18 protein-coding genes are annotated in these 26,410 nt (G+C 39.4%); 8 read left to right on the forward strand and 10 right to left on the reverse strand.

Annotation, left to right across the window (positions count from 1 at the left end; translation table 11 throughout):
* Positions 1–671 precede the first annotated feature (671 nt).
* Positions 672–2,036, forward strand: a complete 1,365-nt coding sequence (gene miaB, locus ACFG4S_RS06675) for a tRNA (N6-isopentenyl adenosine(37)-C2)-methylthiotransferase MiaB (protein WP_392534042.1) — start codon at positions 672–674, stop codon at positions 2,034–2,036.
* Positions 2,037–2,135: 99 nt separating this feature from the next.
* Here miaB and ACFG4S_RS06680 read toward each other — a convergent pair whose 3' ends face one another.
* The 3 genes from ACFG4S_RS06680 to sat all read right to left on the reverse strand — a co-directional run bounded on the left by ACFG4S_RS06680 (position 2,136) and on the right by sat (position 6,523).
* The gene (locus tag ACFG4S_RS06680; RefSeq protein WP_392534043.1) at positions 2,136–2,345 is read right to left on the reverse strand and encodes a hypothetical protein; all 210 of its coding nucleotides are present in this window, start codon (positions 2,343–2,345) and stop codon (positions 2,136–2,138) included.
* Positions 2,346–2,876: 531 nt separating this feature from the next.
* A complete protein-coding gene (locus ACFG4S_RS06685; RefSeq protein WP_392534044.1) occupies positions 2,877–5,009 on the reverse strand; it encodes a caspase family protein in 2,133 nt (710 codons plus the stop codon).
* Between the two features lie 335 nt (positions 5,010–5,344).
* Complete coding sequence (sat, locus tag ACFG4S_RS06690; protein WP_392534045.1) at positions 5,345–6,523, reverse strand: sulfate adenylyltransferase; 1,179 nt, start codon at positions 6,521–6,523, stop codon at positions 5,345–5,347.
* Between the two features lie 139 nt (positions 6,524–6,662).
* Between sat and ACFG4S_RS06695 the strand changes: the two genes are divergently transcribed.
* From ACFG4S_RS06695 to ACFG4S_RS06710, 4 genes are all read left to right on the forward strand, one after another.
* Positions 6,663–6,926: a hypothetical protein gene (locus ACFG4S_RS06695; protein WP_392534046.1), complete on the forward strand. Its 264-nt coding sequence runs from the start codon at positions 6,663–6,665 to the stop codon at positions 6,924–6,926.
* A 309-nt stretch (positions 6,927–7,235) separates the two neighbouring features.
* Positions 7,236–13,238, forward strand: coding sequence for an AAA family ATPase (locus ACFG4S_RS06700; protein WP_392534047.1), 6,003 nt, complete (start codon positions 7,236–7,238; stop codon positions 13,236–13,238).
* Positions 13,239–13,241: 3 nt separating this feature from the next.
* Positions 13,242–14,783 carry a response regulator gene (locus ACFG4S_RS06705; RefSeq protein ID WP_392534048.1) on the forward strand — a complete coding sequence of 514 codons (1,542 nt, stop codon included), beginning with the start codon at positions 13,242–13,244 and terminating at the stop codon, positions 14,781–14,783.
* Positions 14,784–14,837: 54 nt separating this feature from the next.
* A complete protein-coding gene (locus ACFG4S_RS06710) occupies positions 14,838–15,311 on the forward strand; it encodes a hypothetical protein (protein ID WP_392534049.1) in 474 nt (157 codons plus the stop codon).
* 84 nt (positions 15,312–15,395) lie between these two features.
* Here ACFG4S_RS06710 and ACFG4S_RS06715 read toward each other — a convergent pair whose 3' ends face one another.
* Positions 15,396–16,745, reverse strand: coding sequence for an N-acetylmuramoyl-L-alanine amidase (locus tag ACFG4S_RS06715; protein ID WP_392534050.1), 1,350 nt, complete (start codon positions 16,743–16,745; stop codon positions 15,396–15,398).
* Positions 16,746–17,253: 508 nt separating this feature from the next.
* Here ACFG4S_RS06715 and dnaG point away from each other — a divergent pair.
* Positions 17,254–19,176: a DNA primase gene (dnaG, locus tag ACFG4S_RS06720; protein WP_392534051.1), complete on the forward strand. Its 1,923-nt coding sequence runs from the start codon at positions 17,254–17,256 to the stop codon at positions 19,174–19,176.
* Between the two features lie 43 nt (positions 19,177–19,219).
* Positions 19,220–19,435: a hypothetical protein gene (locus ACFG4S_RS06725; RefSeq protein ID WP_392534052.1), complete on the forward strand. Its 216-nt coding sequence runs from the start codon at positions 19,220–19,222 to the stop codon at positions 19,433–19,435.
* A gap of 136 nt (positions 19,436–19,571) precedes the next feature.
* Here the strand turns inward: ACFG4S_RS06725 and ACFG4S_RS06730 are convergent, their stop codons facing one another.
* The 5 genes from ACFG4S_RS06730 to ACFG4S_RS06750 form a co-directional block, all read right to left on the reverse strand.
* Positions 19,572–20,492, reverse strand: a complete 921-nt coding sequence (locus ACFG4S_RS06730) for an Rpn family recombination-promoting nuclease/putative transposase (protein ID WP_392534053.1) — start codon at positions 20,490–20,492, stop codon at positions 19,572–19,574.
* A gap of 389 nt (positions 20,493–20,881) precedes the next feature.
* Positions 20,882–21,217: a XisI protein gene (locus tag ACFG4S_RS06735; protein WP_392534054.1), complete on the reverse strand. Its 336-nt coding sequence runs from the start codon at positions 21,215–21,217 to the stop codon at positions 20,882–20,884.
* Positions 21,205–21,624, reverse strand: a complete 420-nt coding sequence (locus ACFG4S_RS06740) for an element excision factor XisH family protein (RefSeq protein ID WP_392535926.1) — start codon at positions 21,622–21,624, stop codon at positions 21,205–21,207. The genes ACFG4S_RS06735 and ACFG4S_RS06740 overlap by 13 nt, the downstream gene beginning before the upstream one ends.
* Before the next feature lie 89 nt (positions 21,625–21,713).
* Positions 21,714–22,727 (reverse strand): glycerophosphodiester phosphodiesterase, encoded by a 1,014-nt coding sequence (locus ACFG4S_RS06745; RefSeq protein ID WP_392534055.1) that lies wholly within the window; start codon positions 22,725–22,727, stop codon positions 21,714–21,716.
* A gap of 346 nt (positions 22,728–23,073) precedes the next feature.
* Positions 23,074–24,612, reverse strand: coding sequence for a glycosyltransferase family 39 protein (locus ACFG4S_RS06750; protein WP_392534056.1), 1,539 nt, complete (start codon positions 24,610–24,612; stop codon positions 23,074–23,076).
* A gap of 637 nt (positions 24,613–25,249) precedes the next feature.
* On the opposite strand from ACFG4S_RS06750, the gene ACFG4S_RS06755 reads away from it, so the two are divergent.
* Complete coding sequence (locus ACFG4S_RS06755) at positions 25,250–25,600, forward strand: histidine triad nucleotide-binding protein (RefSeq protein ID WP_392534057.1); 351 nt, start codon at positions 25,250–25,252, stop codon at positions 25,598–25,600.
* Positions 25,601–25,719: 119 nt separating this feature from the next.
* Here the strand turns inward: ACFG4S_RS06755 and ACFG4S_RS06760 are convergent, their stop codons facing one another.
* Positions 25,720–26,400 (reverse strand): RibD family protein, encoded by a 681-nt coding sequence (locus ACFG4S_RS06760; protein WP_392534058.1) that lies wholly within the window; start codon positions 26,398–26,400, stop codon positions 25,720–25,722.
* Between the last annotated feature and the right edge of the window lie 10 nt (positions 26,401–26,410).

Here is a 26,410-nt window from a genome sequence, read left to right on the forward strand (position 1 = left end):
TCCCATAACATTCCGATTTGATTTTGATAAATCTACAAGAGTAACAAAGTACATCTGTAAGTCTCGACAATCGGTATATGCAAGATTGGAGAAAACTGCATGATATCGTTTCCGCCCTTTCCAGAGAGATAATTGTTGTAGGTAAAACTGCGCCGCTCGCCGCTAGTCACGTAACCATAATTTTAACTATTAAACTTGAGGAAAAATACATCTATTAATAGTAATTAATAGCCACATTTTTGAACTCACAAAGTACACAGGATCAAAAATATAGCTATTATTCATTGGGAATATCTCACCTTTGCAAATATACCAGGCGATTAGAAATCGCGCCTACGCGGACTCAAAGAATTTGAAACCCACGCAGGTCGGTTTTGTCTGTATAGCCGCTAATTCGATTCGCTAGGTCAGGTGTGTTTTTACACTCATTGAGATACTCCCTTATTCATTCACCTTTTAGGCTGACTAAAATGCAGAATTTATTACTGATAGGTGCATTCTTTATCTATCTAAAGATTGCAAAAAACTGCATTGCAATTTAGACTGTTTTTCACATCAATGGACTACGGTTGAGACAGAGGTAGAGAGGAAACAATGCATCACCTGAGTTAAGAGCGTTATAAAATAGAAATAAAGTTTATATACATTACGCTAATTAAGCAGAATTGCCCATGACCACTTCTAAACGCCACTACCACATAACTACTTTCGGTTGTCAGATGAATAAAGCTGACTCAGAGCGCATGGCTGGCGTCCTAGAAAACATGGGCTTTGAGTGGTCGGAAGACCCAAATAATGCAGATGTAATTCTCTACAATACCTGCACAATTCGAGATAATGCCGAGCAAAAAGTATATTCTTATCTTGGCAGACAGGCAAAGCGCAAGCACGAGCAGCCTGATTTAACCCTCATAGTTGCTGGTTGCGTTGCCCAGCAAGAAGGCGAAGCACTGTTGCGACGCGTGCCAGAATTAGACTTGGTAATGGGGCCACAACATGCCAATCGTCTGAAAGATTTGCTGGAGTCAGTGTTTGAGGGTAACCAAGTTGTGGCAACCGAGTCGGTTCACATTATTGAGGATATCACCCAGCCGCGACGGGATAGTAAAGTCACAGCTTGGGTAAATGTGATTTACGGCTGTAACGAACGTTGCACTTACTGCGTGGTTCCCAACGTGCGCGGTATCGAACAATCTCGCACACCAGAAGCTATTCGTGCAGAAATGCTGGAATTAGGACGACAAGGTTACAAAGAAGTTACTCTACTCGGTCAAAATATTGACGCTTACGGTAGGGATTTACCAGGAACCACACCAGAAGGTCGGCATCTACACAACTTCACAGATTTACTTTATTACGTCCATGATGTGCCAGGGGTTGAAAGGATAAGATTTGCTACAAGCCATCCCCGTTATTTTACAGAAAGACTAATTCGGGCTTGTGCTGAGTTGCCCAAAGTCTGCGAACACTTCCACATTCCCTTTCAATCTGGGGATAATGAACTTTTAAAGGCGATGGCGCGGGGTTATACTCATGAAAAGTATCGTCGGATTATTGATACTATTCGGCGGTATATGCCAGATGCTTCAATTAGTGCTGATGCAATTGTTGGTTTTCCTGGGGAGACAGAACAACAGTTTGAAAATACTTTGAAACTAGTAGAAGATATCGGATTTGATATGTTGAATACAGCCGCATATTCACCCCGGCCAGGGACACCCGCCGCTTTGTGGGACAATCAACTGAGCGAAGAAATTAAAAGCGATCGCCTACAACGGCTCAATCATCTGGGAAACTTAAAAGTAGCAGAGCGATCGCAACGTTACTTCGGACGCATTGAAGAAGTTTTAGTAGAAGACGAAAATCCCAAAGATAAAACTCAAGTCATGGGACGCACTGGTGGTAATCGTTTAACCTTCTTCGCCGGTGACATCAACGAATTGAAAGGGCAGTTATTAAAGGTAAAAATTACCGAAGTTCGCCCTTTTAGCTTGACGGGTGAACCAGTTGAAGTGCGAGAAGTGATGCCAGTTTAATGCTTTGCGATTTGACGGTTTATGACATACTCACACCGAGATTGCACTCGAACAGTCAGTGTAAGTATGTCTTAGTCATCTGAAGTTCAATTCCTCTACTTAACCTCGGGGGCGATCGCAATGATAAGGATAAAGCCACTCACACTTGAAAAGTCCGTGGGTATGTTTTTCAAAAAAGGTTCCAGCGTGACGTCCAGGTGATATGTCGATTCCAGCCTTGCTTTTTATTTCGTATAACCAAGGAAACGCTACTACTAAAACAGCAATGACAGCAAATATGGAGAAAATTGTGGTTTTAAGAAAGGGCATTTTTCGATAATTGCTGTTGTGGTTTTGAGGCATAGTATAAGTGAAAAACTAATAATCGATCTTAGCCTAAACCTGAAATCAGATGCGAAATATTCTAGAACCGCAAAGTTTGCTAGAGAAGGTCAAATATTCAGGTAAACTAGGGAACGCATAGAATATGTGGTGTATAAATCAATACGGTTCAGTTAAGGGCTACTGGTACAAAATTTTGGGTTTTCGAGACGCGATAAATCGCCGTCTCTACAAGTTTTTTGGTCTTATCTGAACTGTATTGGTGTATAAATGGCAAGAAAAAGCCCTCAACCAAAAGCGACATTATCTGAAGTACTAGATAATTCGCCAGAATATCTGCGAAGATGAGCGAATTTTCTTGCGGTTGCGGGGTGCAGCTTTAGTGCGTCGGAAAGGGCGTGTAGTGTTACCTCGTTGTCAACTTTATGCGGAGTATTTCCGGGAGTATCTACAAGGAGAATACGATTTTGTCTTTTGTGAATGATGACTGATGCCCGATGCCCGATGCCCAATCTGTATTTACACAACCTGAAAACTAAAGCTCAGGCTTGCCCAATTATTCACATCCAAGATATATGAGTCAGCAGCTGTGCCGTTCATCTCGGTTTTGATGGCGCTAGCGTTATGCAAGTCTTGTAGTAAGGCTTGTATAACATCTAGGGAATTTAACAATGGGGCAATTGGCTGTTCGTCGGGTGCGGGATATTTCGCAGTGTTCATAAGGGCGAGTGTTGCAACCAAGGGGGCGCTATTAAAAATTAGTTGTTGTTCGGAAAAGAAGGCTGGGCTGGGAATTACCCATTCAGAACCAGCATTAGTTTTGGGTAAGGTGAGGGTTTCTCCTGGGGCGATGACAACTTCTTTGAAGAGGGGCTTGGTCTCGGTAGTGTTTGTTTCTGGAGGAGTTTCCCAAGAGTAGAAGGCAACTGCTGTTTGATTATTTTTTAATCCTAACAAGATTAAATATACTGGGCGATCGCTTTGATTTTCCACACGATACTGTATTCGACTACCAATAGGCACAATGGGAGTGCTGAGTTGGGAGTGCTGAGTGCTGAGTGATTTTTCTCTAGTGAGAGTTCGTACTGTTTCTCGTTGTGTTAAGACCTCAGTTAATGTACCACGAATTATCTCTAGGCTTGCTTTGATTGCTAGGCGGGAAGAACCTGCATTTTCTGTCAGTCGCCATAACTTGGCTGCTAGCAGGGTGGATAATTTTGGCACTAACCGCAGTACTGCCACTTTTACTGCTTCCCCAACTTCCCCAGCAGTGTTGGGAATTAACTCGCCATCAAGAGTAAATAGTCCATAACGACTAGGTGCTTGCTGTAGCTTACCAAATATATAATCGGCTGGTTGTTCCCCTGCTGTGACGGTGGATACATGGGCAGTGGCAGCAAAGCCACTTGTGGCATCTACTCGTTCAATTCTTTCTAGTCCAGTATCTAGACCAATTATTAAATTAATATTTCTTGGTAAAACTCGGACTGCTTCTTGAATAAGTTGCCCGACTTGTATGGGAGTTGCACCTTGAATTTTGGCAATTTGGGCTTTTGCTGTTAATCCAGTACGCGATCGCAATATCAATTGCTCTGTTGTTGGTAGAGTCAATCGAGAATTAACTCCGTAGTATAGCAGCACTTGGGCAGGTAATCCTCCTAACCACAAATGGACTGTTTTACCGTCTTCTTCAATAGCTCTCACCACGCCCTCTGCACCAATGCTATTATCTGGCAGTTGAGACGTTACATGTAAAATTTCTGCATCTTGATTTTTTTGAGTTTTTAATAACCCTGGCTGCTGTTTGCTACCCAATTTATACAGAGAATTTCCCACATGGGAGAGGGCGACTGGAATTTTTGTCGCTGGGGTAACTTCCCATAAATACTGCGTCAAGGCGTAAGTAAATAACCCCGCACTAAAACCAGAAAAGAGTTCTTCCCTGGCTGACTGCTTTGGGTCTGAGGTCGCTGTTAAAATAACAGGAGTGCTGGGTGATTTTTGAGTTTGAAGTTGTTTGAGAAATTCGAGTTCTTCTATTGCTAACTTCGCTTCTACTGACTCTGGAAGGGCGCGAGTTTTTAATCCCATCGCTGAGCTAGGAGGATAATAGCTAGTATCTAATACTCCTGTGACTTTATTTGTCGGCAGCGATCGCAATAATAATAGTAATGTTTCTTCTAATAAATAATTGACTATTTTACCATTTTCTGTAGTTTGACTTTCATTAGCTGGCACCAGAGCATTTTGGATTGTCTCTGGCAATGTTTCCAATTTGACACGACTGCCATAGCCGCTAAAGTGAAAGACAACTACATCGCCAGGTTTAGCTTGCTTGCCCAGATGGTCTAAAAAAGCTGCCTCAATGAATTCTCTGCTAGCTTGTTCCTCAGTTAAAGTCAAGATATCTGAACCTTGGAAGCCAAAGCGATGCATTAAAAGTTCTCTTTGAAGTTCCACATCAGTCAGACAACCACTGAGGGCGGAAATTTTGGGGTATTGGTTGATACCAATTAATAATGCTAACTTGCGCGGACTGGGTTGTGCCAAAGCATAGTAATAGCGATTTCCCAAAGTCAACCACTCAGCTTCAGTTAGCCCCAATACGGCAAGTATTGAGCCAATTCTGTTTAAAAACGTGCGCCGTTTCATAATTTAGCTATCAGTCCTCAACCTATCAGCTAGCAGCTTAAAGGTTTGAGACCTGTAGTGTAAAGTGACAGATGGTGTTTAGATGAAAGTGGGCATTAGGAGTGCTGTACATGAATAGCGGGGCGTTTAGCCCGTGCTGAGTTAGGAGTTAGGATTATCTCCTATGTCCCTCATCTCCCTCATCTCCCCACTCTTAGAGGTTGTTTGAAAAGTAGTTAACTGTGATTTTAGGCACTTTTAGATCCCCCCTAACCCCCCTTAAAAAGGGATCTAAAACGTTTTGCTACCAACAAGAGGACTTTTCAAACATTCTCTTAACTCAGCACTCTTTTGCCCTAAACCGATACCTGTATACGCATTGCCCGCGCTAACTCTGCGGCTACCTCAGGACGAGAAAATTCTGGTGGAGGTAACTCACCTCGTCGCAGCATTTCCCTAACTTTGGTTCCCGATAGGTGAATGCGTTCTTCTGGCTTACTGGGACTGGTTTTAGTCGTAGCCATCTGCTTAGTGCGGGTGCAGTAGAAAGCGTGTTCAAATTTCATTGGCACAATGCCTAATTCACCTAGCTCAAATTCATCAAAGATGTATTGAGCGTCATAAGTGCCGTAGTAGTCACCAACGCCAGCATGATCCCGGCCAACGATAAAGTGAGTACAGCCGTAGTTTTTGCGAACTAAGGCATGAAAAATCGCTTCACGAGGGCCAGCATAGCGCATTGCGGCAGGATTAATTGCCAGAATCACGCGATCGTGGGGGTAATAATGTTCTAGCAAAATTTCATAGCAGCGCATCCGCACGTCGGCGGCAATGTCATCATCTTTTGTTGCCCCTACCAATGGATGCAAAAATAGCGCATCTACTGTTTCTAAAGCACACTTTTGGATGTATTCATGGGCGCGGTGGATGGGGTTGCGAGTTTGGAAACCGACAATGGTTTTCCAGCCATTTTCCCGGAATATTTGCCGTGAGGCAGCGGGATCGATTTGGTAAGTGGGAAAATTGGGATGAGAATCGCGTTGCAATAGCCAGATGTCGCCAGCCAGATGTACTGAACCTTGGTTATAAAGTACCTGCACACCAGGATGATTTGCATCATCAGTGCGATAGACATTAATTGCTTCGCGGGTTTTGTCGTAGTTATATTTTTGGCTGAGTTGCAAAACTCCAATAAACCGCCCTGCGGGGTTATCTAGACGAATCAAGCCACCTTCTTTGAGTGGAGAAGCGATTTCTTCGGCTACCGATAGTGTAATTGGTATTGACCAGGGAATACCATTAGCTAGTCGCATTTCTGTAACAGTGCGATCGTAGTCTTCCTGGTTCATAAAACCCGTGAGTGGGCTAAAAGCACCGATCGCGATCATTTCTAAATCAGAAAGAGCGCGATCGTCAAGTTGCACTCGTGGCAAAAAGTCGGCTTTTGAAAGAAATTCCTCTCTTTGTTCTGGTGTGGCGATACGGTTAACCAACTGTCCACCGTGCGGGGCAATGGCATCTGGATGGTGACTCAACGTAATCCCCTCTAAATCTTATTATTAGTGCTATTGTTTCAGACTATGTACTAACTTATCAAATGGTGGGACAAAAGATTTTGGGTATTGGGCACTAGCCATTGGCAAGGACGCAGTGAGGAACTTGAGCAAATGCAGCATGGTTACATACAAGCGACGTGCGCTTGATTGGTGTGACGGCTACGGGGGTTATGGAAAGTCGGTGTTGGTTGCTAAATTATGTGAAACTGTAACAGCAGATTTTCCCCAACAACTTTGGATAAGTTTTAGTAATGCATATCCTTTGGATGTTTGGGAACACTGGCTGTTGGATCAAGTTGAAAAAACCAGCACCAAAAAAACCAGAGGATTTATTAGTTTAAGTTTGTTCTTGTTGGCAAACAGAAAAATATGGCGTTGCTGAATAATGGGATGATTGGAGCTGACGCGGTGATTGGAGAAAGGGGAAACCATTAAAATCCCCAACTACCAATATAACTTGCTACTAATGCTCTATTTTTTGATGGGATGATCGTGGACTATCCTGTGCCTTAAGTTATATAGCTGTATTACTAAATATTTAGTTTTATTTAGCTTTTAAAAGCTTATCAATTAAGTTGGGAATCATTAATTGTAATCAAAAAAATTTGGGAATTTTAAGCGGCTGCATTTCGCCTACTAAGTTAAACTCATATCTAGTTCACTTTAATTCTTTATACTAGACAAGAAAAAAATGCTAACGCTTCCTGGCTATGTTCCTGCTAAAACTTTACATGAAGGCATCTCTAGGGTTATTTACCGCGCTATTAAACAGATAGATGAAACTTCAGTCATTGTTAAAGTTCTCAAAGCCGAATATCCCACCTTAGAAGAATTAACAGCACTGAGACACGAATATAAAATCCTCAACAGCTTGATAGATGTTGCTGGAGCGATCAATCCTTTAGCTTTAGAAAAGCACCAAAACGGATTAGCACTAGTTTTAGAAGATTTTGGAGCTGTATCGCTGAAAAATTTTATTGATTCACAAACACCATCATTAAAAGATTTTTTGATAATTGGTATTCAACTAGCAGATGCTTTAGCAAGTATTCACGATCGCCAAGTTATTCATAAAGATATTAAGCCACAAAATATTATTATTAATCAAAACAATTTAAATAGTAAAATTATTGATTTTAGTATTGCATCACAGTTATCTAGAGAAAAACAAACTGTGGGTAATCCTAACTTAATAGAAGGCACATTAGCCTATATGTCTCCAGAGCAAACAGGAAGAATGAATCGGTCGCTTGATTATCGTACCGATTTTTATTCATTGGGAGTCACCTTTTATCAAATGCTCACTGGGTTAGTACCTTTTGATAGTAATGATTCCTTAGAGATTATTCACTCACATATTGCTAAAACTCCAGTTTCACCTCACAAAATACGGTCAGAAATTCCGCTAGTAGTTTCTGAGATTGTGATGAAATTATTAGCAAAAACAGCGGAAGATAGATATCAAAATGCATTGGGGTTAAAAAGCGATTTAGAAGAATGTTTAAAGCAATTAAAAAATAACGCTGAAATTGCTAATTTTACTATTGGTAACCTAGATTTATATAGTCAGTTTATCATTCCACAAAAACTGTATGGCAGGCAAACAGAAGTAAATATATTATTAAATGCTTTTGAACGCATCAGCAATGGACAAACAGAAATGATGCTAGTATCTGGATACTCTGGAATTGGCAAATCTTGCTTAGTAAATGAAATTCATAAGCCAATTGTCGGCCAGAGAGGATACTTTATTTCGGGCAAATTTGACCAATTTAAACGTAATATTCCTTATGCTTCATTAATTCAAGCTTTTCAAGAATTAATGCGACAACTATTAACAGAAAGTGCTGAATCTTTACAAAATTGGAAATCTAAAATATTAACTGCCCTTGGTCAAAATGCTCAGATTATCATAGATGTCATACCAGAAGTAGAGTGCATTATTGCCTCTCAGCTTGCAGTACCACAATTAGGTGCAGCAGAATCGCAAAATCGTTTCAATCGAGTATTTCAACAGTTTATTCATGTCTTTACTAAACGGGAACATCCTTTAGTTTTATTTTTAGACGATTTACAGTGGGTAGATTCAGCTTCTCTCAAGTTAATCGAGTTAATTATTACCGATCCAGACAGTGAATATTTATTATTAATTGGAGCTTATCGTGATAATGAAGTCAGCGCAACTCATCCCTTAATCCATACCTTAGAGCAAATTCAACAGGTTAGAACTAGTATTAGTAATATTGTTCTCAGTCCTTTAAATTTTGACTGTGTAAATCAGTTAATTGCTGATGCTCTACATAGCAATATTTTAATAGTTAAACCTTTGGCAGAGTTAGTATTTAACAAAACTCAAGGTAATCCATTTTTCTTAACTCAATTACTCAATTATCTTCAACAAGAAAAATTATTAAATTTTAATTTTAATCAAGGAGTTTGGCAATGGGATGATCGGCAGTTACAAGGTATTAATATTACAGATAATGTTGTCGAATTGATGCTTGCCCAGATTCAAAAGATGTCAATAAAGACAATTGAAATTTTAAAAATAGCTGCTTGTATAGGAGACAAATTTACCTTAGAAGTTTTAGCAACCGTTAATGAAATACCTCAATCAGAAGCTGCCGCCGATTTATGGAAAGCTCTCCAGTCAGGTTTGATTTTACCCTTAAATAATTCCTATAAAATCCCCTTAGTATTGGAAGAAAAACAAACCGGAGCAGATAAATCAGGAATATTATTAAATAATGTATATAAAACAATCACATACAAATTTTTGCACGATCGCGTGCAACAAGCGGCGTATTCTCTAATTCCTGATGAGAAAAAGAAAATAACACACCTAAGAATTGGTCGGTTACTACTGCAAAATTTTACGCCAGAAGAACAAAAAGAAAATATCTTTGCGCTGGTCAACCAACTCAATTACGGGACTGAACTGCTCACATCTGAATCAGAAAAATGTGAGATAGCTCAACTCAATCTCATCGCAGGTCAAAAAGCGAAAGCAGCAACCGCGTATGATTCTGCTGTCAAATATTTAAATGTCGGTTTAGGACTGTTAGCAGAAGATAGTTGGAAGAGTCAATATGAACTAACATTAGCGTTACATACCGAAGCAGTAGAAGCAACCTACTTAAGTGGTGATTTTAACGGGATGCAGAAATTTGTTGGGATAGTACAAAACTGCGCTAATTCCTTACTGGATACAGTGAAGCTGTACACAGTTCAAATTCAAGCTTATGTATCACAGAATCAGCCCAAAGAAGCAGTTAATACAGGGCTACAAATCTTAAAGTTGTTGGGGGTAGAATTTCCTGAAAAAGTGAACCCTTCAGATGTTGGGCGAGGATTTGAGGAAATTACATCAATTTTAAATGGAAAAGAAGCTTCTGATTTAATTGACTTACCTTTAATGACTGACCCTGATAAATTAGCAACCTTGAAGCTGCTATCAAGCCTATTTGCTGCTACCTTCATAGTTAGGCCAGAACTGATACCTTTAATGGTGTTGAAACAGGTAAATATATCCGTCGAATATGGCAATGCTGCTGTCTCTCCCTTTGCTTATGCCCTTTATGGCTTTCTTTTGTGCGGGGTCATAGGAGATATCGAGCAAGGCTATCAGTTCGGTCAATTAGCTTTGAGTTTGCTGTCAAAATTGAATGCTAAAGAAATCAGCACTAAGACCAGCCACATGGTGAATGTCTTTGTCCGACACTGGAAAGAACACTCCAAGGATACCTTAGAACATTTTCGCTCGGATTACTCTAACGGACTAGAGACTGGAGATTTAGAATATGCTGCCTTTGGTGCATTTGAATATTGTCTTTTCTCATATTTAGTTGGTCAACAACTAACTGTCCTTGAACGAGAAATAGCAACTTACTGGAATGCTATTAATAAAATTAAGCAAGAAACAGCCCTTCATTATCATGAAATCACTTCCCAAGCCGTCTTAAACATGATGGGAAATGCTAAAAATCCTTGCATTTTAAAAGGTGAAGTCTATGACGAGCAAAAAATGCTACCCATTCATCAGCAAAGCAAGGACCAAGTAGCTATGCAACTTTTATACTTCCACAAAGTTGTGCTTTGTTATTGCTTTGAAGACTACTCTCAAGCGCTGGAAAATATCGTTCAAGTAGAAAGTTATTTTACGGCAGCTACAGGAATGATTATATTTGCTCTGTTTTATTTCTACGATTCTCTGGTGCAGCTTTCGGTGTATATCGGTAGTCCAGAATCTCGGCAACAAGAGATTCTCGATCGCGTCCAAGCTAATCAAGACAAAATCCAAAAATGGGCGCATCATGCCCCAATGAATTATCTGCACAAATTTTATCTAGTGGAGGCAGAACGGCATCGAGTACTCAACCAAAATGTTGAGGCGATGGAGGATTACGATAAGGCGATCGCCCTTGCCAAAGAAAACGGATACATCAACGAAGAAGCGATCGCTCACGAACTCGCTGCCAAATTTTATCTGTCATGGGGTAAACAAACTATTGCCCGAATTTACATGACTAATGCCTATCATACCTATAGCCATTGGGGGGCTATTGCTAAAGTTAAAGATTTAGAAGCACGCTATCCGCAATTGATCGCGCGTAGACGCATTCGCGAAGCATCGCTAAACACACAAAAGCTAGAAACGAATTATCAAGAACTTACTCAGATAAATTCCACAAGTAATGAAAGCACTCACTCTCTCGACCTGATGACCGTGATGAAAGCTTCTCAAGTTCTTTCTGGTGAAATTGTTTTGAGTAAATTGCTGGCTAAATTAATGCAAATCGTGCTGGAGAATGCTGGCGCTCAAACTGGATATTTAATTTTAGAAATCGACGGAAATTTACTAATAGAAGCAGAATCAACAGTGGAACAAGACGATGTGATTGTGATGCAATCAAAGCCAGTAACCACTAGTTGCGAATTACCTATATCTGTGATTAATTATGTAGCTAGAACACAGGAAAATGTTCTATATAGTAATACAAGTTATGAGGTAATTTTTGCTCAAGATCCTTACATAGTTACCCACAAACCCAAATCATTATTATGTACCCCGCTTCTGCATCAAGGAAAACTCAGCGGCATTCTCTACTTAGAAAATAATTTGACAACGGAAGCTTTTACCCCAGATAGATTAGAAATATTAAAACTCTTATCTTCACAAGCTGCAATTTCCATTGAAAATGCTCGTCTCTATAGTGATTTAGCCGCAGCTAACACGACTTTAGAAGCAAAGGTTCAAGAGCGAACACAAGAGTTACAAGAAAAAAATGTGCATTTACAAAAAGCAGAAGCAACAGCTCAATCTGCTAATCGGGCAAAAAGTGAATTTTTAGCCAATATGAGCCATGAACTGCGAACTCCGCTAAATGGGATTTTAGGTTATGCCCAAATCTTGCAGCGAGATAAAGATTTAACTAGTTCCCAAAAAGATGGCTTGAATATTATTTATCAATGCGGCGATCATCTTTTAAACCTGATTAATGAAGTTTTAGATCTTTCCAAAATCGAAGCTCGGAAAATGGAATTATCTCCTACAGAGTTTAATTTTTCAGATTTTCTAGAAGGAGTTGGAGAAATTTGCCGGATTCGCGCTCAACAAAAAGGTATTTATTTAATTTATCAGCCAACAAGTAATTTACCTCAAGGCGTGAGAGCCGATGAAAAACGATTGCGACAAGTTTTAATTAATTTACTCGGTAATGCAGTGAAGTTTACAGAAGTGGGTAAAGTAACTTTAAAAGTTGGCTATCACAATTATAAAATTCGGTTTCAGGTAGAAGATACAGGAGTCGGAATGGCTCCAGAACAATTACAAGAAATATTTTTACCTTTCCACCAAGTAGGCGAAAACAATCGCAAAGTAGAAGGCACCGGATTGGGACTATCTATTAGTCGGAAATTAGTGCAGATGATGGGAGGAGAAATTGAAGTTCAAAGTACATTAGGCAAAGGAAGTATTTTCTTTTTTGATTTAGACTTACCTGAAGTTGAACAATATTCGGAGTCAGTCAAAGCAGTATCACAAAATATTATCGGTTATCAAGGTAAAAAACGTACACTGATTATTACTGACGATAAGTTAGAAAATCGGTCAATTTTAGTCAAAATGTTAAGTCCATTAGGATTTGAAACTTTGGAAGCAGTTGATGGTCAAGATTGTTTGGATAAAGCAATTAAATGCCAGCCAGATTGTATATTAATGGATTTAATGATGCCCAAAATGAGTGGTTTAGAAGCAACTCGAAGATTAAGGCGATCGCCAGAAATTCAAGATATTATAGTCATAGGAACTTCTGCTAGTGTTTTTGATTTTGATCGACAAAAAAGTCAAGAATTAGGTTGCAATGATTTTCTAGCCAAGCCAGTAAGAATATCAGAATTATTAGGAAAATTGCAAATATGTTTAGAATTGGAATGGATTTATGAAGAGGAATCAAAAAAAGGCGATCGATCTCAACCTATGTCCGAAGAAACTTTGATCTTTCCAACTGAATCAGAAATCGCTACTTTGTTAGCTTTAGCGATGAAAGGAGATCTCAAAGGAATTATTGAACAGGCAACTCATTTAGAAGATTTAAATTCTCAATATATTCCTTTCTCTAGGGAACTACATCAATTAGCGAAAGGATTTCAAGTTAAAAAAATTCGCGAATTTCTCAAAAATGCTGGGAGTTAAGTTATGAATCCGAAAAATACAGAAAATAATGTAATTTTAATTGTTGATGATACTCCCACAAATTTAGGGGTACTATTTGATTTTTTAGCAGATTCGGGATTTCAAGTTTTAGTTGCCCAAGATGGCGAAGATGCAATTGAACAGATGGAATATGCCTTACCTGATTTAATCTTATTAGATGTACTGATGCCGGGGATAGATGGTTTTGAAACCTGCCGTCGTATAAAAGCTCAGGAAACAACAAAAGATATTCCTGTGATTTTTATGACTGCACTTTCTGATACAGTAGACAAGATAAAAGGATTGAGTCTAGGGGCGGTAGATTATATCACGAAGCCATTGCAGCATGAAGAAATTTTAGCCCGTGTCAACATTCATTTGAGCTTGCGAAACTTAACCAAAAAATTACAACAGCATTCTCTGCATTTAGAACAGGAAGTTCAAGAGCGTTTGAGAGCAGAACAAGCACTTTTGCAATTAACTGCTGAATTAGAAAAACGAGTGGATGCAAGAACAGATGAACTTCAAAAAGCTAATAAACAATTAAAACAGGAAGTTCAAGAGCGGAGCTTAACAGAACAAGCTTTACACTTATCAGAAACTCGTTATCGAGAACAAGCCAATCAGCTAGAAATTGCTTTTCGCCAACTGCAAGAAACTCAAAGCCAGTTAGTCCAAAGTGAGAAAATGTCTAGTCTTGGACAACTGGTAGCAGGTGTAGCCCATGAAATTAATAATCCAGTGAGCTTTATCTATGGAAACTTAACTCATGCAAATCAATATGCTGAAAATTTGCTTTCCCTCTTAGATTTGTATGCTAAGTACATTCCTTTACCACCGTTAGAAATCCAGGAAAAAGTAGAGGCAATAGATTTAGAATTTCTGATTGAAGATTTACCTAAACTGTTATCTTCTATGAAGATTGGTGCTGAACGCATCCGTGAAATTGTTCAGTCATTGCGAAACTTTGCTCGTTTAGATGAAGCAGAAATGAAACGCGTGAATATCCATGATGGTTTAGATAGTACACTCTTAATTTTGGAGAATCGACTCAAAGATAATACAAAAAATGCAGATATCAAAATTATTAAAGAGTATGGAGATTTACCACTAATAGAATGTTATGCCGGACAACTAAACCAAGTATTTATGAATCTAATTGCCAATGCAATTGATGCTTTGGAAGAATATGAAAAGCTGCAAATTTCACATCATATTCAGATTGAACCTCAGATTCTGATTCGGACTACAGTCATTGATAAGGACTCTGTTTCTATTCACATTGGAGATAATGGGGCGGGAATGAGTCAACATGTGTTACAACGCCTTTTCAATCCTTTTTTTACGACAAAACCTGTTGGCAAAGGAACAGGTTTGGGATTGAGTATTAGTTATAAAATTGTTTCTAAACATCAAGGTCAGATACAGTGTATTTCTGCACCCGATCGCGGAGCCGAATTTATTATTACCATTCCCATACAACAGCGATCGCTCGAACTTGCGTGTTTAATACCAACTGGTATAAATAGTACTTGTTATGGGTGAAATATTATTTAGTTGTTTGTCCGATTATATGCTTAGACAGTAGGTTCAATCTACATGAAAATACTACCCTACGATACCTTTACGGTTTTCACCTCTGACCCACTACCCATAGTTTTGCAGCGGCTGAATGACAAAATTGAACCTACAAAGATATTTAGATTCTCCAGAGAACACGCCCCTTATCAAGGAACAATTTCTGAAGAAGGTTTTCAAATACGTCGCATAATTCACTACCGCAACTCATTTTTACCAGTAATTAGAGGACGTTTTGAAGTAGAACCCTACCAAATATTGATTCATGTACGCATGAGCGTAAATTCTTTTGTTATGGGATTTTTAGGGTTCTGGTTTTTATCCTGGTATAGTGCGGTTATTCCTATAACCTTAACGACTGCTATACCTAATTATATGGCTGCGGTATTTCTCGGGATGCCTATGATAATGGCGATCGTTTTTTGGGTAGCTTTTTGGTCAGAAGCAAATCGCAGCCGCAGTGAATTATCCCAAATTATTCAGGGAGAAATATAGTTAAATTAAGCGCTTATCAGTTAAGTCATAATTTATCTCAGAAACTCTATAATAATTTCGGCAATCTGTTGCTTGAAGCAGCACTTACAACAATCCGGCTGACTCATACAATCGCTTGATCATGGCTGTAATTCTTGCACCATAATCTAAATCTGCTGACCATCGTCCTGATAACTGATCGATTAATGGCGCAATTCCCCGCGTCACAAAGCGAAATCTGGGATCTACTACTTCCTGTACCAAAGGTTCTAAACTAGCATAAGCTTTTAAATGTTGGATGTGTGCCCTCACTCCAATTCTGGCACTTTGAAAAGATGCAGCTTCCGAACCACCACCGATCGCTCCTAAGCCCGCAAAATTATTTTGCTCAGGTTTAATATCGCCACCAAATCGTAAAAATCCAGTTTCTACACACATTTGGCAAAAGGCAATATCATAATTTACTCCTTCTATATCTGCTTCTTCCCGATACAGTTTTGAGATATCAGGAAATTTTCCCAACGCATCTTCATTATTGTTTCTCAGGAATAATTGTAACTGTACTTCTGAAGTATTACCGTTCGACATCACCCGGTCTAATTTACCAGCGCAAACTACTAAATTTGAACGCAAGCTAACAGTACGAGTTGAAGCATCCCACGTAACTGCAACATGAAAATCTCGCAATTCGATGGCTTTGACATACACTATTCTGCGATAGGTAATTCGATTAACATTCGGTGTTTGGGAAAGGTCAATTCTCAAAATATCTACTAAATCAATGGGGATGTAAGCATTACCATTAACTAACACGCCTTGTTCTGAATACTTTTGCCCGTTAATATTAATATTAATTGCCGGATAACTCGCTTCTGTGGGAATTCCAGTAGGATCGATTACACGACTCCAAGATACCAATCCATCAGCAATTCCCAAAGCAAAATCGCGGCGACGACTTTGTAGCAAAGCCCGATCCTCTGGACTGCTGAGAAACCCCACTTGCATTAACAAAGCCGGAAGCGTTGTCCGGCGACAAAATGCCAAGCTACCCAATCCGCTATCTGTATCTGGCTTGACTCCGCGATTCGGTAGTTGGGGAACACGGCGCAATAATGCTACTAGCAACTGTTCAGCATTGGTTTTGCGCTCCGTATTGTTGGCAATGTAGAAGATACTAGCCCCGCGCACAGAAGGGCTGCTAGCGGCATCAGATTGAATTTCTAGAGCGACATCACCGCGACTTCCACGGGAATTGATCCAGGTGATAGTTTGGGCGGCACTCAAGTCATCGGGGACTGCTAAAATTTCCAAATTCCGCGCTCTTAGTTCCGTGACAATCAAATCCCGCAGCAGAATCATTTCTTTAGCTTCAGTTGTACCACCCGCGATCGCACCCGGATCGACTCCTCCAGCTTCTTTGCCTCCGTGAGCCGCCGAGATAAAAATACGTCCCATCTTCAGTATTTCCTCTAATAAAATTAAGCGTAAGCAATCCTAGACATCATGGTGGCTTAACAACAAGAATATAATACCTAGCAGAAGCGCTTTGTCATTTGTCCTTTGTTATTTCTCCAAACTTGGGGGTTGGAAATTGGAGACTAGTAAAACTGGGTATTATATTAGTACGGCACAATCAGTACTAATCCAAAGATTATGGTGTGGTTGAAAAGGTAATCTACTGCTGCTCAATGGCTTTAGGGCGATCGCATCTTAATATCTCAAGTTTGCGCGTTCCATCAAAACATTTTTAAGTGACTGGACGTACCACACGAATTAGTTTTCCTTGCAACGGTTCTTCTGCTGTCACAGCCTCATCTATCCGTGCTGCAAACTGTTCCAATTATAAGCATTAATAAATGCCGCACTTTTGGCAGAGGAATCCTTCACAGGTAAATTGATTAGTGTGGTGCTAACTAGTTGAAAATTGCGGCAAAATATAATCAATTATAAATAATGCCTAAATATGCAATTCCCCCGCTTGCACCCAGACACAATTGAAGAAGTGAAACTACGCGCTGATATTGTAGATGTCGTATCAGAGTACGTAGTTTTACGCAAGCGTGGCAAGGATTTTGTCGGTTTATGCCCCTTCCACGACGAAAAAAGTCCCAGCTTCACTGTCAGCCAGACCAAACAAATGTACTATTGCTTCGGCTGTCAAGCTACGGGAAATGCCATTAAGTTTGTGATGGAGTTGGGAAAACGTTCTTTTCCTGAGGTGGTGCTGGATTTAGCACGGCGTTACCAAGTACCTGTGCAAACCCTGGAACCCGAACAACGCCAAGAATTACAGCGTCAGCTGTCTTTGCGCGAACAATTATATGAAGTTCTGGCTTCGTCGGCACAGTTTTATCAACACGCCCTCAGACAATCCCAAGGGCAAAAAGCAATTGAATATTTGCAATCTAACCGGAAATTGAAAGAAGAAACAATACAGCAATTTGGTTTAGGTTACGCCCCCGCGGGTTGGGAAACTCTCTCTCGCTATTTGGTGCAAGACAAACATTACCCAGCGCAACTGGTGGAAAAAGCGGGATTAATTAAGCCACGTAAAGAAGGCGGCGGTTATTATGATGTGTTCCGCGATCGCCTGATGATTCCCATCCGCGATGTCCAAGGGCGTGTCATTGCCTTTGGTGGTAGAACTCTGACTGACGAGCAACCCAAATATTTAAATTCACCAGAAACGGAACTTTTTAGTAAAGGTAAAACATTATTCGCCCTCGATCGAGCCAAAGGTGGGATTTCTCAACTCGATCAAGCAGTGGTAGTAGAGGGATATTTTGATGCGATCGCCCTCCACGCAGCCGGGATTAATAACGCCGTTGCCTCACTGGGTACAGCCTTAAGCTTAGAACAAGTGCGGCTAATATTACGCTACACCGAATCGAAGCAGTTAGTACTGAACTTTGATGCCGATAAAGCCGGAACCAATGCAGCCGAAAGAGCGATCGGGGAAATTGCTGAATTAGCATATAAAGGAGAAGTTCAATTAAAAATTCTCAATTTACCTGATGGCAAAGATGCTGATGAATACTTGCATAGCCACACTCCAGAAAATTATGGAGAACTGTTAGCAAATGCCCCACTTTGGCTAGACTGGCAAATTCAACAAATTATTCAAAACCGCGACTTAAAACAGGCTACCGATTTTCAACAAGTCTCCAAACAGCTAGTAAAGTTATTAAAAAACATTAATAATATTGATACACGCGACTATTACATTGACAAGTGTGCTGAAATACTCAGTTTTGGAGATGATATACTTAAACCCTTACGAGTAGAAAATCTTTTAACTCAGATTGCGCCAGTTGCCACTTCCCGTAAGCCAATGTCTTTACGCAAGAAGCAACCTATAAACGTTAATCAAATCAATGCTCCTACCGGAGGCAGTCTTTTAGAACTGGCAGAGGCTTTATTGCTGAAGATTTACCTACATTGTCCCGAACAGCGACAAGCGATTATTGACAAACTAGAGGGGCAAAATTTAGAATTTAGCCTTTCTCATCACCGATTTTTGTGGCAACAGATTTTAGAGTTTAAGGTGGGGCAGATAAATTTAATATCAAATCTGCAAGACAGATATCTAGAATTGGCAGAGGAATTGGAATTAGTTTCCCATTTGTTTCATCTAAATGAGAAAAGCAAGAAAGAAATATTGCGTACCTCGCACGTGGTTCAAGCTGCAATCGCTTGTATGGAACTGGTGATGAGTCAAAAGCGCTACCGTCACTTAGAGGAACAATGGAAACAAAGTGATGAGAAAGCTGAACCGGAGCGATATGAATACTATGGTAAGGCTTTTCCAGCCGAAAAACAGCGGTATCTGGAGTTAAACGAACAGCGTAATTTTTCCATACAAGAAGTACAAAGATTTAGTGATTAAGGCTGTCACGAATCTTAGTTATCTCAGCTAAATCATTTGCTAGTTGCTTACTCCCCAAGTAGTTCAAGTTGCGATCGCTTGCATGGATTTGGTAATGCTCGAAAAACGCTATCGCCACTTTTTAGAACTATGGCAGCAAACCGATCCAGAAGCAGAACCAGAGAAGTATCAATTTTATTATCAGGCTTTCTATGCTGAAAAAATCAAGCTTCAGAAAATAGACAGACAACGCTTATTTTCCATCACCGAATTGTTGTAGTGATATAGCTTCGGATAATTAAGCGTAACGAAATAAACCAAAGACGTAACGCACCAATTTATGATGGAGGCGATAATAGAGAATGGTGCGTTACGCTACCCTAACAGCAGCCTACAAGATTTGAGATTGTACCCTCTTACTTACCTGCAAACCAAGCTTCCAAATCAGCAATAGTGGTAAAATCTAGCAGCGCTTCACCCAACTCTTCCAATTGTGCAATTGGCAAATTCTCAATCCGTTCTTGCAGTTGAGGAGACAGTAAACCAAAACGACGGTTAAGTAGACGGTTAAGCAAAGCTAATTCTCCTTGCTTTCTCCCTTGTTCAATACCTCGTTCGATACCTTCTTCCATCCAACTGGTGACTATTTGCATAACATCCTCCTGCTGTCTTGGTTCAATCGTAGCAAGTTCTTCTTCAAAGCGTTTTTTCTCTTCGGGGTTTAATTTGAGATAGGTATCAATAAATCCCGATATTAATTGCATTTGTGCTGGGTTTAATCCCAAACTCGCAAGCAACTGTAACGACATTAGCTTAACTATCGGACGTTCCTGCAAATCCATCCGCATTTTCGACATTAATGCACTAGCTAAGGGATTTCGCTGATTTACAAAAGCTTGCCATTGTAATTGATTTAACTGGATAACTTCGTAATTAAATTCCAAAATTTTCTTGTTGGGAAAATCGATGCGATAGCAATTCGGTTCTGGTGTTTGTGGAGAGTCGTGGGAATAAATGACGATGGGATAAATTGGGAAAGCATATTTTTCATGTAAACGAGCGAAGTATGCAAACATTCGTCGCTCAAAAGCTACTTGGGAGTATGATTGGTGTTCGGTGTGGATGATAAATACAGTATCCTGATTGCTAAATTTGGCTTTAACAACGATATCGAGAATTTTTTTCTCTCCCTCGGTGACATCGGTAAATATTTCCTGGGTTAAAAATTCAATTGAGTCCCTTTCCCAATATGCGCTGACACTGGGAAAGAATAACTCGATAAATTCAGGAAAGAAGTTAGTCAGGAGTTCTTTGAAGAGTCTGTCATGGTCTATCATTTGGGCATTGATTGTTCCTGGGTATGTGACAGCTACGATAAATTTAAAGCTTTACCAATCATCTCAAATAGCCGTTACACCCAACAAAACAAACATAAAAACCAACAATATTTCATCTTCGATTACAATGGCAGATAAATTATTCATCAAACATCAAAATTTGTCGTGCGTCTTCACCCAGCTACAATCAGAGGAAAGATTAGGTCTTACTACTTTCACGTAAGCAGGTAAAATCCGCACTAAATCCAGCGATAATCAACATTTAAAAATAGTTGTAGATGACTCAAATAACCCTTCCCTAAATACAAAGCAGGTCTTTGTTTAATTTTTTGTAGTATTTCATATAAATTAGACACATTCAACCTCAGTTTATCATTTACACTTGGACATTAACCCACAGCATATTCCGTAAACTGCCGCATAAACGGTGAGTGAAATCCTAAAACAATATCTTCTTTTAGAACTCCAACATTAACCAAATCAACTGCAATATCATCTTCAGTACCATTCCATTGCAGCCAAACTTTGCCATCTTTAATATCAATATGCAGGATGCAACTGTGTACCCACTTTTGACCTTCCCACCCTATATAAACGATTTGATAATGGTCGCGTTCTGTATCAAAAATTGTTTCAACTTCAATATTTCCGTAAGCAGGTTTTTGCTTACCATATTCTGAAAGTATCTGTTGTACAATTTGGCGATATCGTGCTATTTTTTCCATTCAACAATCACCTCACTCTCAACATTATAGATAATCATTTTTACTTGATTTTCCTCTACCATTTCTTTAGGGAAATCAAGTTTAAAAAATGTTGTGTAAGTCGTAAAAGGTACTGCTAAATATAAAATACGCTCTGGTTCTCGTCGCTTTAATGCACCTCTATAATTGATAAATTGTCCCAGCGCGGTGTGAAATTCCGAGATAGCAGACGACTTTTCTAGAAAACTCTTGACTTCAACAGCAATTTTTTCGTTTTCTTTTTCTGCTGCAATCAGTTTTTCTGCTGCCAAATCAATAGACATTTTTACACCACCCAAGTTAAACGTAAGGGGGTCATGAGTTATCTGCCAACCATCCTTTTGTAAAGCTATTTTGACAACCTCATGAAAGACATCTTTAGCATACACGCTTCTCAATTATAGTATTTCCTACTTCTATGCTATCGTGTCAGTGCATTTTAAGCACAACTTCTTCCGTACTCCTCCACTATTGATATTTATGGAGAAGAAAGCTTAAACCGAAGGTTTTCATTCACAAAAAAAGCCATATCTGGGTAGTCGCTAAATACGCCATCAATACCTAAACTGAAGAATAGTTCGTATTCGCCTTGGGGATTTCCTTGAAAGTCCAGCGGTAAGAAGTAATCTTCATTGCGAAAAGTCCAGACATGAACCAGCAAACCAGTTGCATGAGCATCCATAACTAAAGATGTCGGTGAGAGCAATTTACCATTGTTCTCTTTGGGAACCAGCAGATTTTTATGAACGCCGATCGCCTGTGCATATTTAGCAATTTCTTCTAAACCTGATAAACTTGTTAAATCTGAATAAGTGCGTTCGTTTCCATTAACGACAAAATCATACGGTTGACCACTATTATTTAGCAATTGCACCAAAGGTAATTCAGTTTTTGTAGACAAATATTGTAAATTACTCACTTCAAAAGACTGGATGAAAATAGGTGCATTGGCTCCTTGATAATCATTAGCTGTTAGAATTTCTAATAGAGGTATTTCTAGGGCTAACCCAATCGATTTAAAGTAAGTTGGATGCTTAGTTTCTGGATAAATGCCGATCGCACGATTAATTTCGGCACTTTTATTCTTAGCTAAATCAATGATTTCTTGGAATGTAGGAATTTCAAATAATCCATCATAGACGATATTTTGCGATCGCAGTTGGGGAATTCGCTCTTTCGCTCGTAGTGTTTTCAGTTCTCTAAGGGTAAAGTCTTCGGTAAACCAGCCTGTTTTTGACTCTCCATCAATTATTTTGGTGGTTTGAAGGTGAGCAAATTCCTTATGCTTAATAACGTCGGTAGTTTCAGAAATTTCATTTTCGTGACGAGCAATTAAAACACCGTCTTTTGTGGAAACTAAATCTGGTTCAATATAGTCAGCCCCAAGTGCGATCGCTAATTCATAAGCAGCTAAAGTATGTTCTGGACGATAGCCGCTAGCACCTCGGTGTGCAATTATAATTGGAGCTTTACCTGTGAATGCGTTAGTCATTCGTGTTCAGCGTAACTGAAAGTTTGAGATCCTGATAAATGCAGAATAACGCAGTTCATCCCCTTGAAAACGGTGATTTAGGCAGAGCTATAAATATTTAGTATATATAGTTAACTAAGGAACGTGGATTAAATAAGAAAGATGCAAAACTTCATCTTGTCTCTAGCTTCCCTCTCCTTTATAAGGAGAGGGATTGAGGGTGAGGTAAGCCAGGGACATAAATTGTATGTTATTTAATTCTTATTCCTAAGTGGTGGGTACAGAGCAAACACTAATTCTTCCTACACCCTGCACCTCACACTCTTGTTTCTGGCTTCACCAAAAGCAGCACTTAGTTTTCAGACCTTTATTTTTTCCTGGTAAATTGATATATTTTCATATAAGGCCAACTATGCTCATCTGTCAAGTTATATAAACTACTCATTTCACTTCTAAAATTACCTTTTAGAGTCCCAGAATATTCCCGATTGAATATGGCAAATACAGTATTTGCATTATTAGTGAATGTACTAACTTTTTCTCCGATATTTTTTCCATTGATTGTTTTGAGAATATAGTCCGGTAAATATAAAGTCGATGAATCTCCATAATATTGGAATAATCTAGGTTGTCCCAAAAACAATACAGATTTTGCAGATTCATCTCGATTTTTGATCAGATAATGAACAGCGGATCGGTAGTCATCTTTTGCATACTCTGGATTTAAATAGTAATTAAAACTTGAATAAACATTCATAATTAACAGAAAAATCATAGCCATTCTGGCAATTTGAGACAAGATATAAAGTTTGTTTTCAGGCTGATATTTTTGCAAAAAAGCTGATGGCAGGAGAATGAAAAGTGGTATACAGAGATAAAAAGAGTGACGTGGTAACCAATTAATTTTAGTTAGTGTGGCAAACAGAAAAGATAGCACAAATGATGTGACCAAAATTGATGCAAATAAGTAATCAGCACGTTGGTATATTTTTTTCTTATGGCCTTTCAATAAACTAATTGCTAAAGCTACGAAAAGTACAGTAGTGACAATAAAAAGTATTAGTAACTCCGGCCAATAACCAAGCACAATCTGTACTTTGTTATCATCGCGCAATCTCTCCAATGGTGGTCCATAGGATGTCCCAACTAATATACCGTAGATTACAAACATAAGGTTTTCAATTATGGGTAATCCGGTACGAGTAACTGAGGTAGCTGTTGGATCGGATACAGCAGGCGAAGACAAATAAAACCAAATCATTGGTGAAGAAAAAATTACTGGAAGTATCCACCATTTGAGCCATTCTTGGAAATTTCTATAGACAATCGCATGAGACAAACAAATGGCTGTACTAAACATTATTGTTAGAACACTGCCAAAGGCTGCTATAGCAGTAAAAATGCCAAAAAATACTTGTGGAATAATCTTATTACTCTCATCATCATTCATTGAATAACTAAAGAAATATATCTGAAGTGAAGCGATAAATATTAATAATGAGTAAGGTCTAGCATCTTGGCTATAGAATACGCTAAAAGAACTAACCGCTAGAATTATGGATGACCAGAACGCATGTTGTTTTCCATAAAGACGTAGACAAGTAAAGTAAATGGTAACTACTGAACCAACTCCAAGCAAAGCTGAGAGAGAACGAATGGCAAATTCACTTTCCCCAAAGAGCGATCGCCAATAGAACAATGCTAAGTAGTAAAGTGGTTGATATTTGTCACCAGCTTCTCGATTTATAATATTCGAGAGATTTGCTTGAAAAGTTTTACCATCAGATAAAGCTAAGCTCCAGCCTTCATCAAACCAAAGGCTTTGATTCGACAACAAAAAGAAACGCATGAAAATGCTGACTACAATAACCGTAAAAAACACAAAATAGTATTTTGACTGTTTCATGTAAACCTCTAAAGCATTGATATACGGGATGTGCAACTTTTCAAATATCAAAATTCCACCCTTTACTTAAGCGTTAATATCTCTATGTTGGGGTAGAATAATCCGATCTATGGAAGACATTATCATATTAACGAGTATTTTGTACTGTGAATTATTCCCTTCAAGAAAGTAACCTACGGTCAACTAATCGATGACTGCTAGAGAAGCATCAGTTACCTATAAAAATGCTGTACTACCTGCTGCTGCGCTCATAAGCTGGAAATTACTCGCCCACATACCTAAATTCTAGGTTGAGATTACGACTTTCTGAATTGCTGAATCTGGCTGTCTCAATACAAAAATTCCTAGTAATCTTCATGACACCTTTACTTTTATACCAATTTAACGTGAAGTTGCACATATCTTGATCCCCCTAAATCCCCCTTTTTAAGGGGGACTTTAATAGATGTTTTTCTGGTTCCCCCCTTCTTAAGGGGGGCTAGGGGGGATCGAATTATATGCAGCTTCATAAAAAATTGGTATTAAGCCTATTTTGACAGCATAAACGCTCACAATTGATTTACTTGAGATTCTTCCAAGTATTTCTGAGATCGCATTAAACTTTTAAAATCTCCAGCAGATAATTAGGTAGATTGCCATGAGTGAAAATACAGAAACGATTTTCAGTAAAGTCATTCGTCGAGAAATTCCCGCTGATATTGTTTATGAGGATGATTTAGCGTTGGCATTCAAAGACATCCACCCCCAAGCACCTGTTCATATCCTCGTCATTCCCAAAAAACCTATTGCCACACTAGCTCATGCTGAATCTCAGGATTCTGCTTTGTTGGGGCATCTTTTGTTAACCGCCAAACATGTTGCTGAGTCAGCTGGACTGAAAAACGGTTATCGAGTTGTTATTAATACTGGTGATGATGGTGGTCAAACGGTCTACCACCTACATCTGCATATCTTGGGAGGACGGCAGTTAGACTGGCCTCCTGGTTGATAAAACTACTTAAAGAGTAACCTAAAAGGCGCTCTCCGAAAGGAGAGCGCTTTTGATAATAGTTTAGTTTTTATAGCCTGTGGGAAGCCACTACGCGTTTATGGATACAAAATACATTCTCACTTGAGTGTGCGATAGTGCAAGAATAACTCACTTCCAACCTGACGAGTTTCCATGAGTTCGAGTTTAGGAGCAGCACTGGGAAGAAAACCTTTGCCATCTACAGGAGTAGGCGCACTCTCTCCTCCATAAATGACGGGCAAAATGGTCAACCACCAATCGTCAATTCGCCCTGCTTCCACTAAAGTAGCTGTTAAAGAGCCGCCTCCCAAAGCAAAAACTTTGCGGATACCCCGCTGTGCCATTATGTCGTAGGCTCGATCCCAATCGAGATCTGTATCACCCAGTTGAATTAATTCGGCTAGCTGGTGGAGCCTTGTTGTATGAGAACTGCGCTCTAAAGCACTCTGTGTCGTAAATATCCATCGCTCAATGTCTTGGCTAAAAAAATTCATATCCGGTGGTAGATTAAGCGAAGCTGTCACCACACAGGTAATAGGCTGGGGAGACTGACCCCGAAATTTACGTGCTGCCAAGTGTTCGGGATTTTCAATTGTAAAGGCTATCCCTTCATTCCGAACCGTCCCGGCTCCCATTAAAACTAGATCGGCGAGAGAGACTTGATACTCAAGGTGTGCGTGATCGAGTGGAAAAGAATTACGTGGTGCTTTAGAATCTACAGGACTGATTTTTCCATCAGCCGTCATGGCGAGAATCACAGTTGTTTGGATGGTTGACATAAATACTCCT

The sequence above is a fragment of the Nostoc sp. C117 genome (genome assembly GCF_043099735.1).
Taxonomy (GTDB): Bacteria; Cyanobacteriota; Cyanobacteriia; order Cyanobacteriales; family Nostocaceae; genus Nostoc.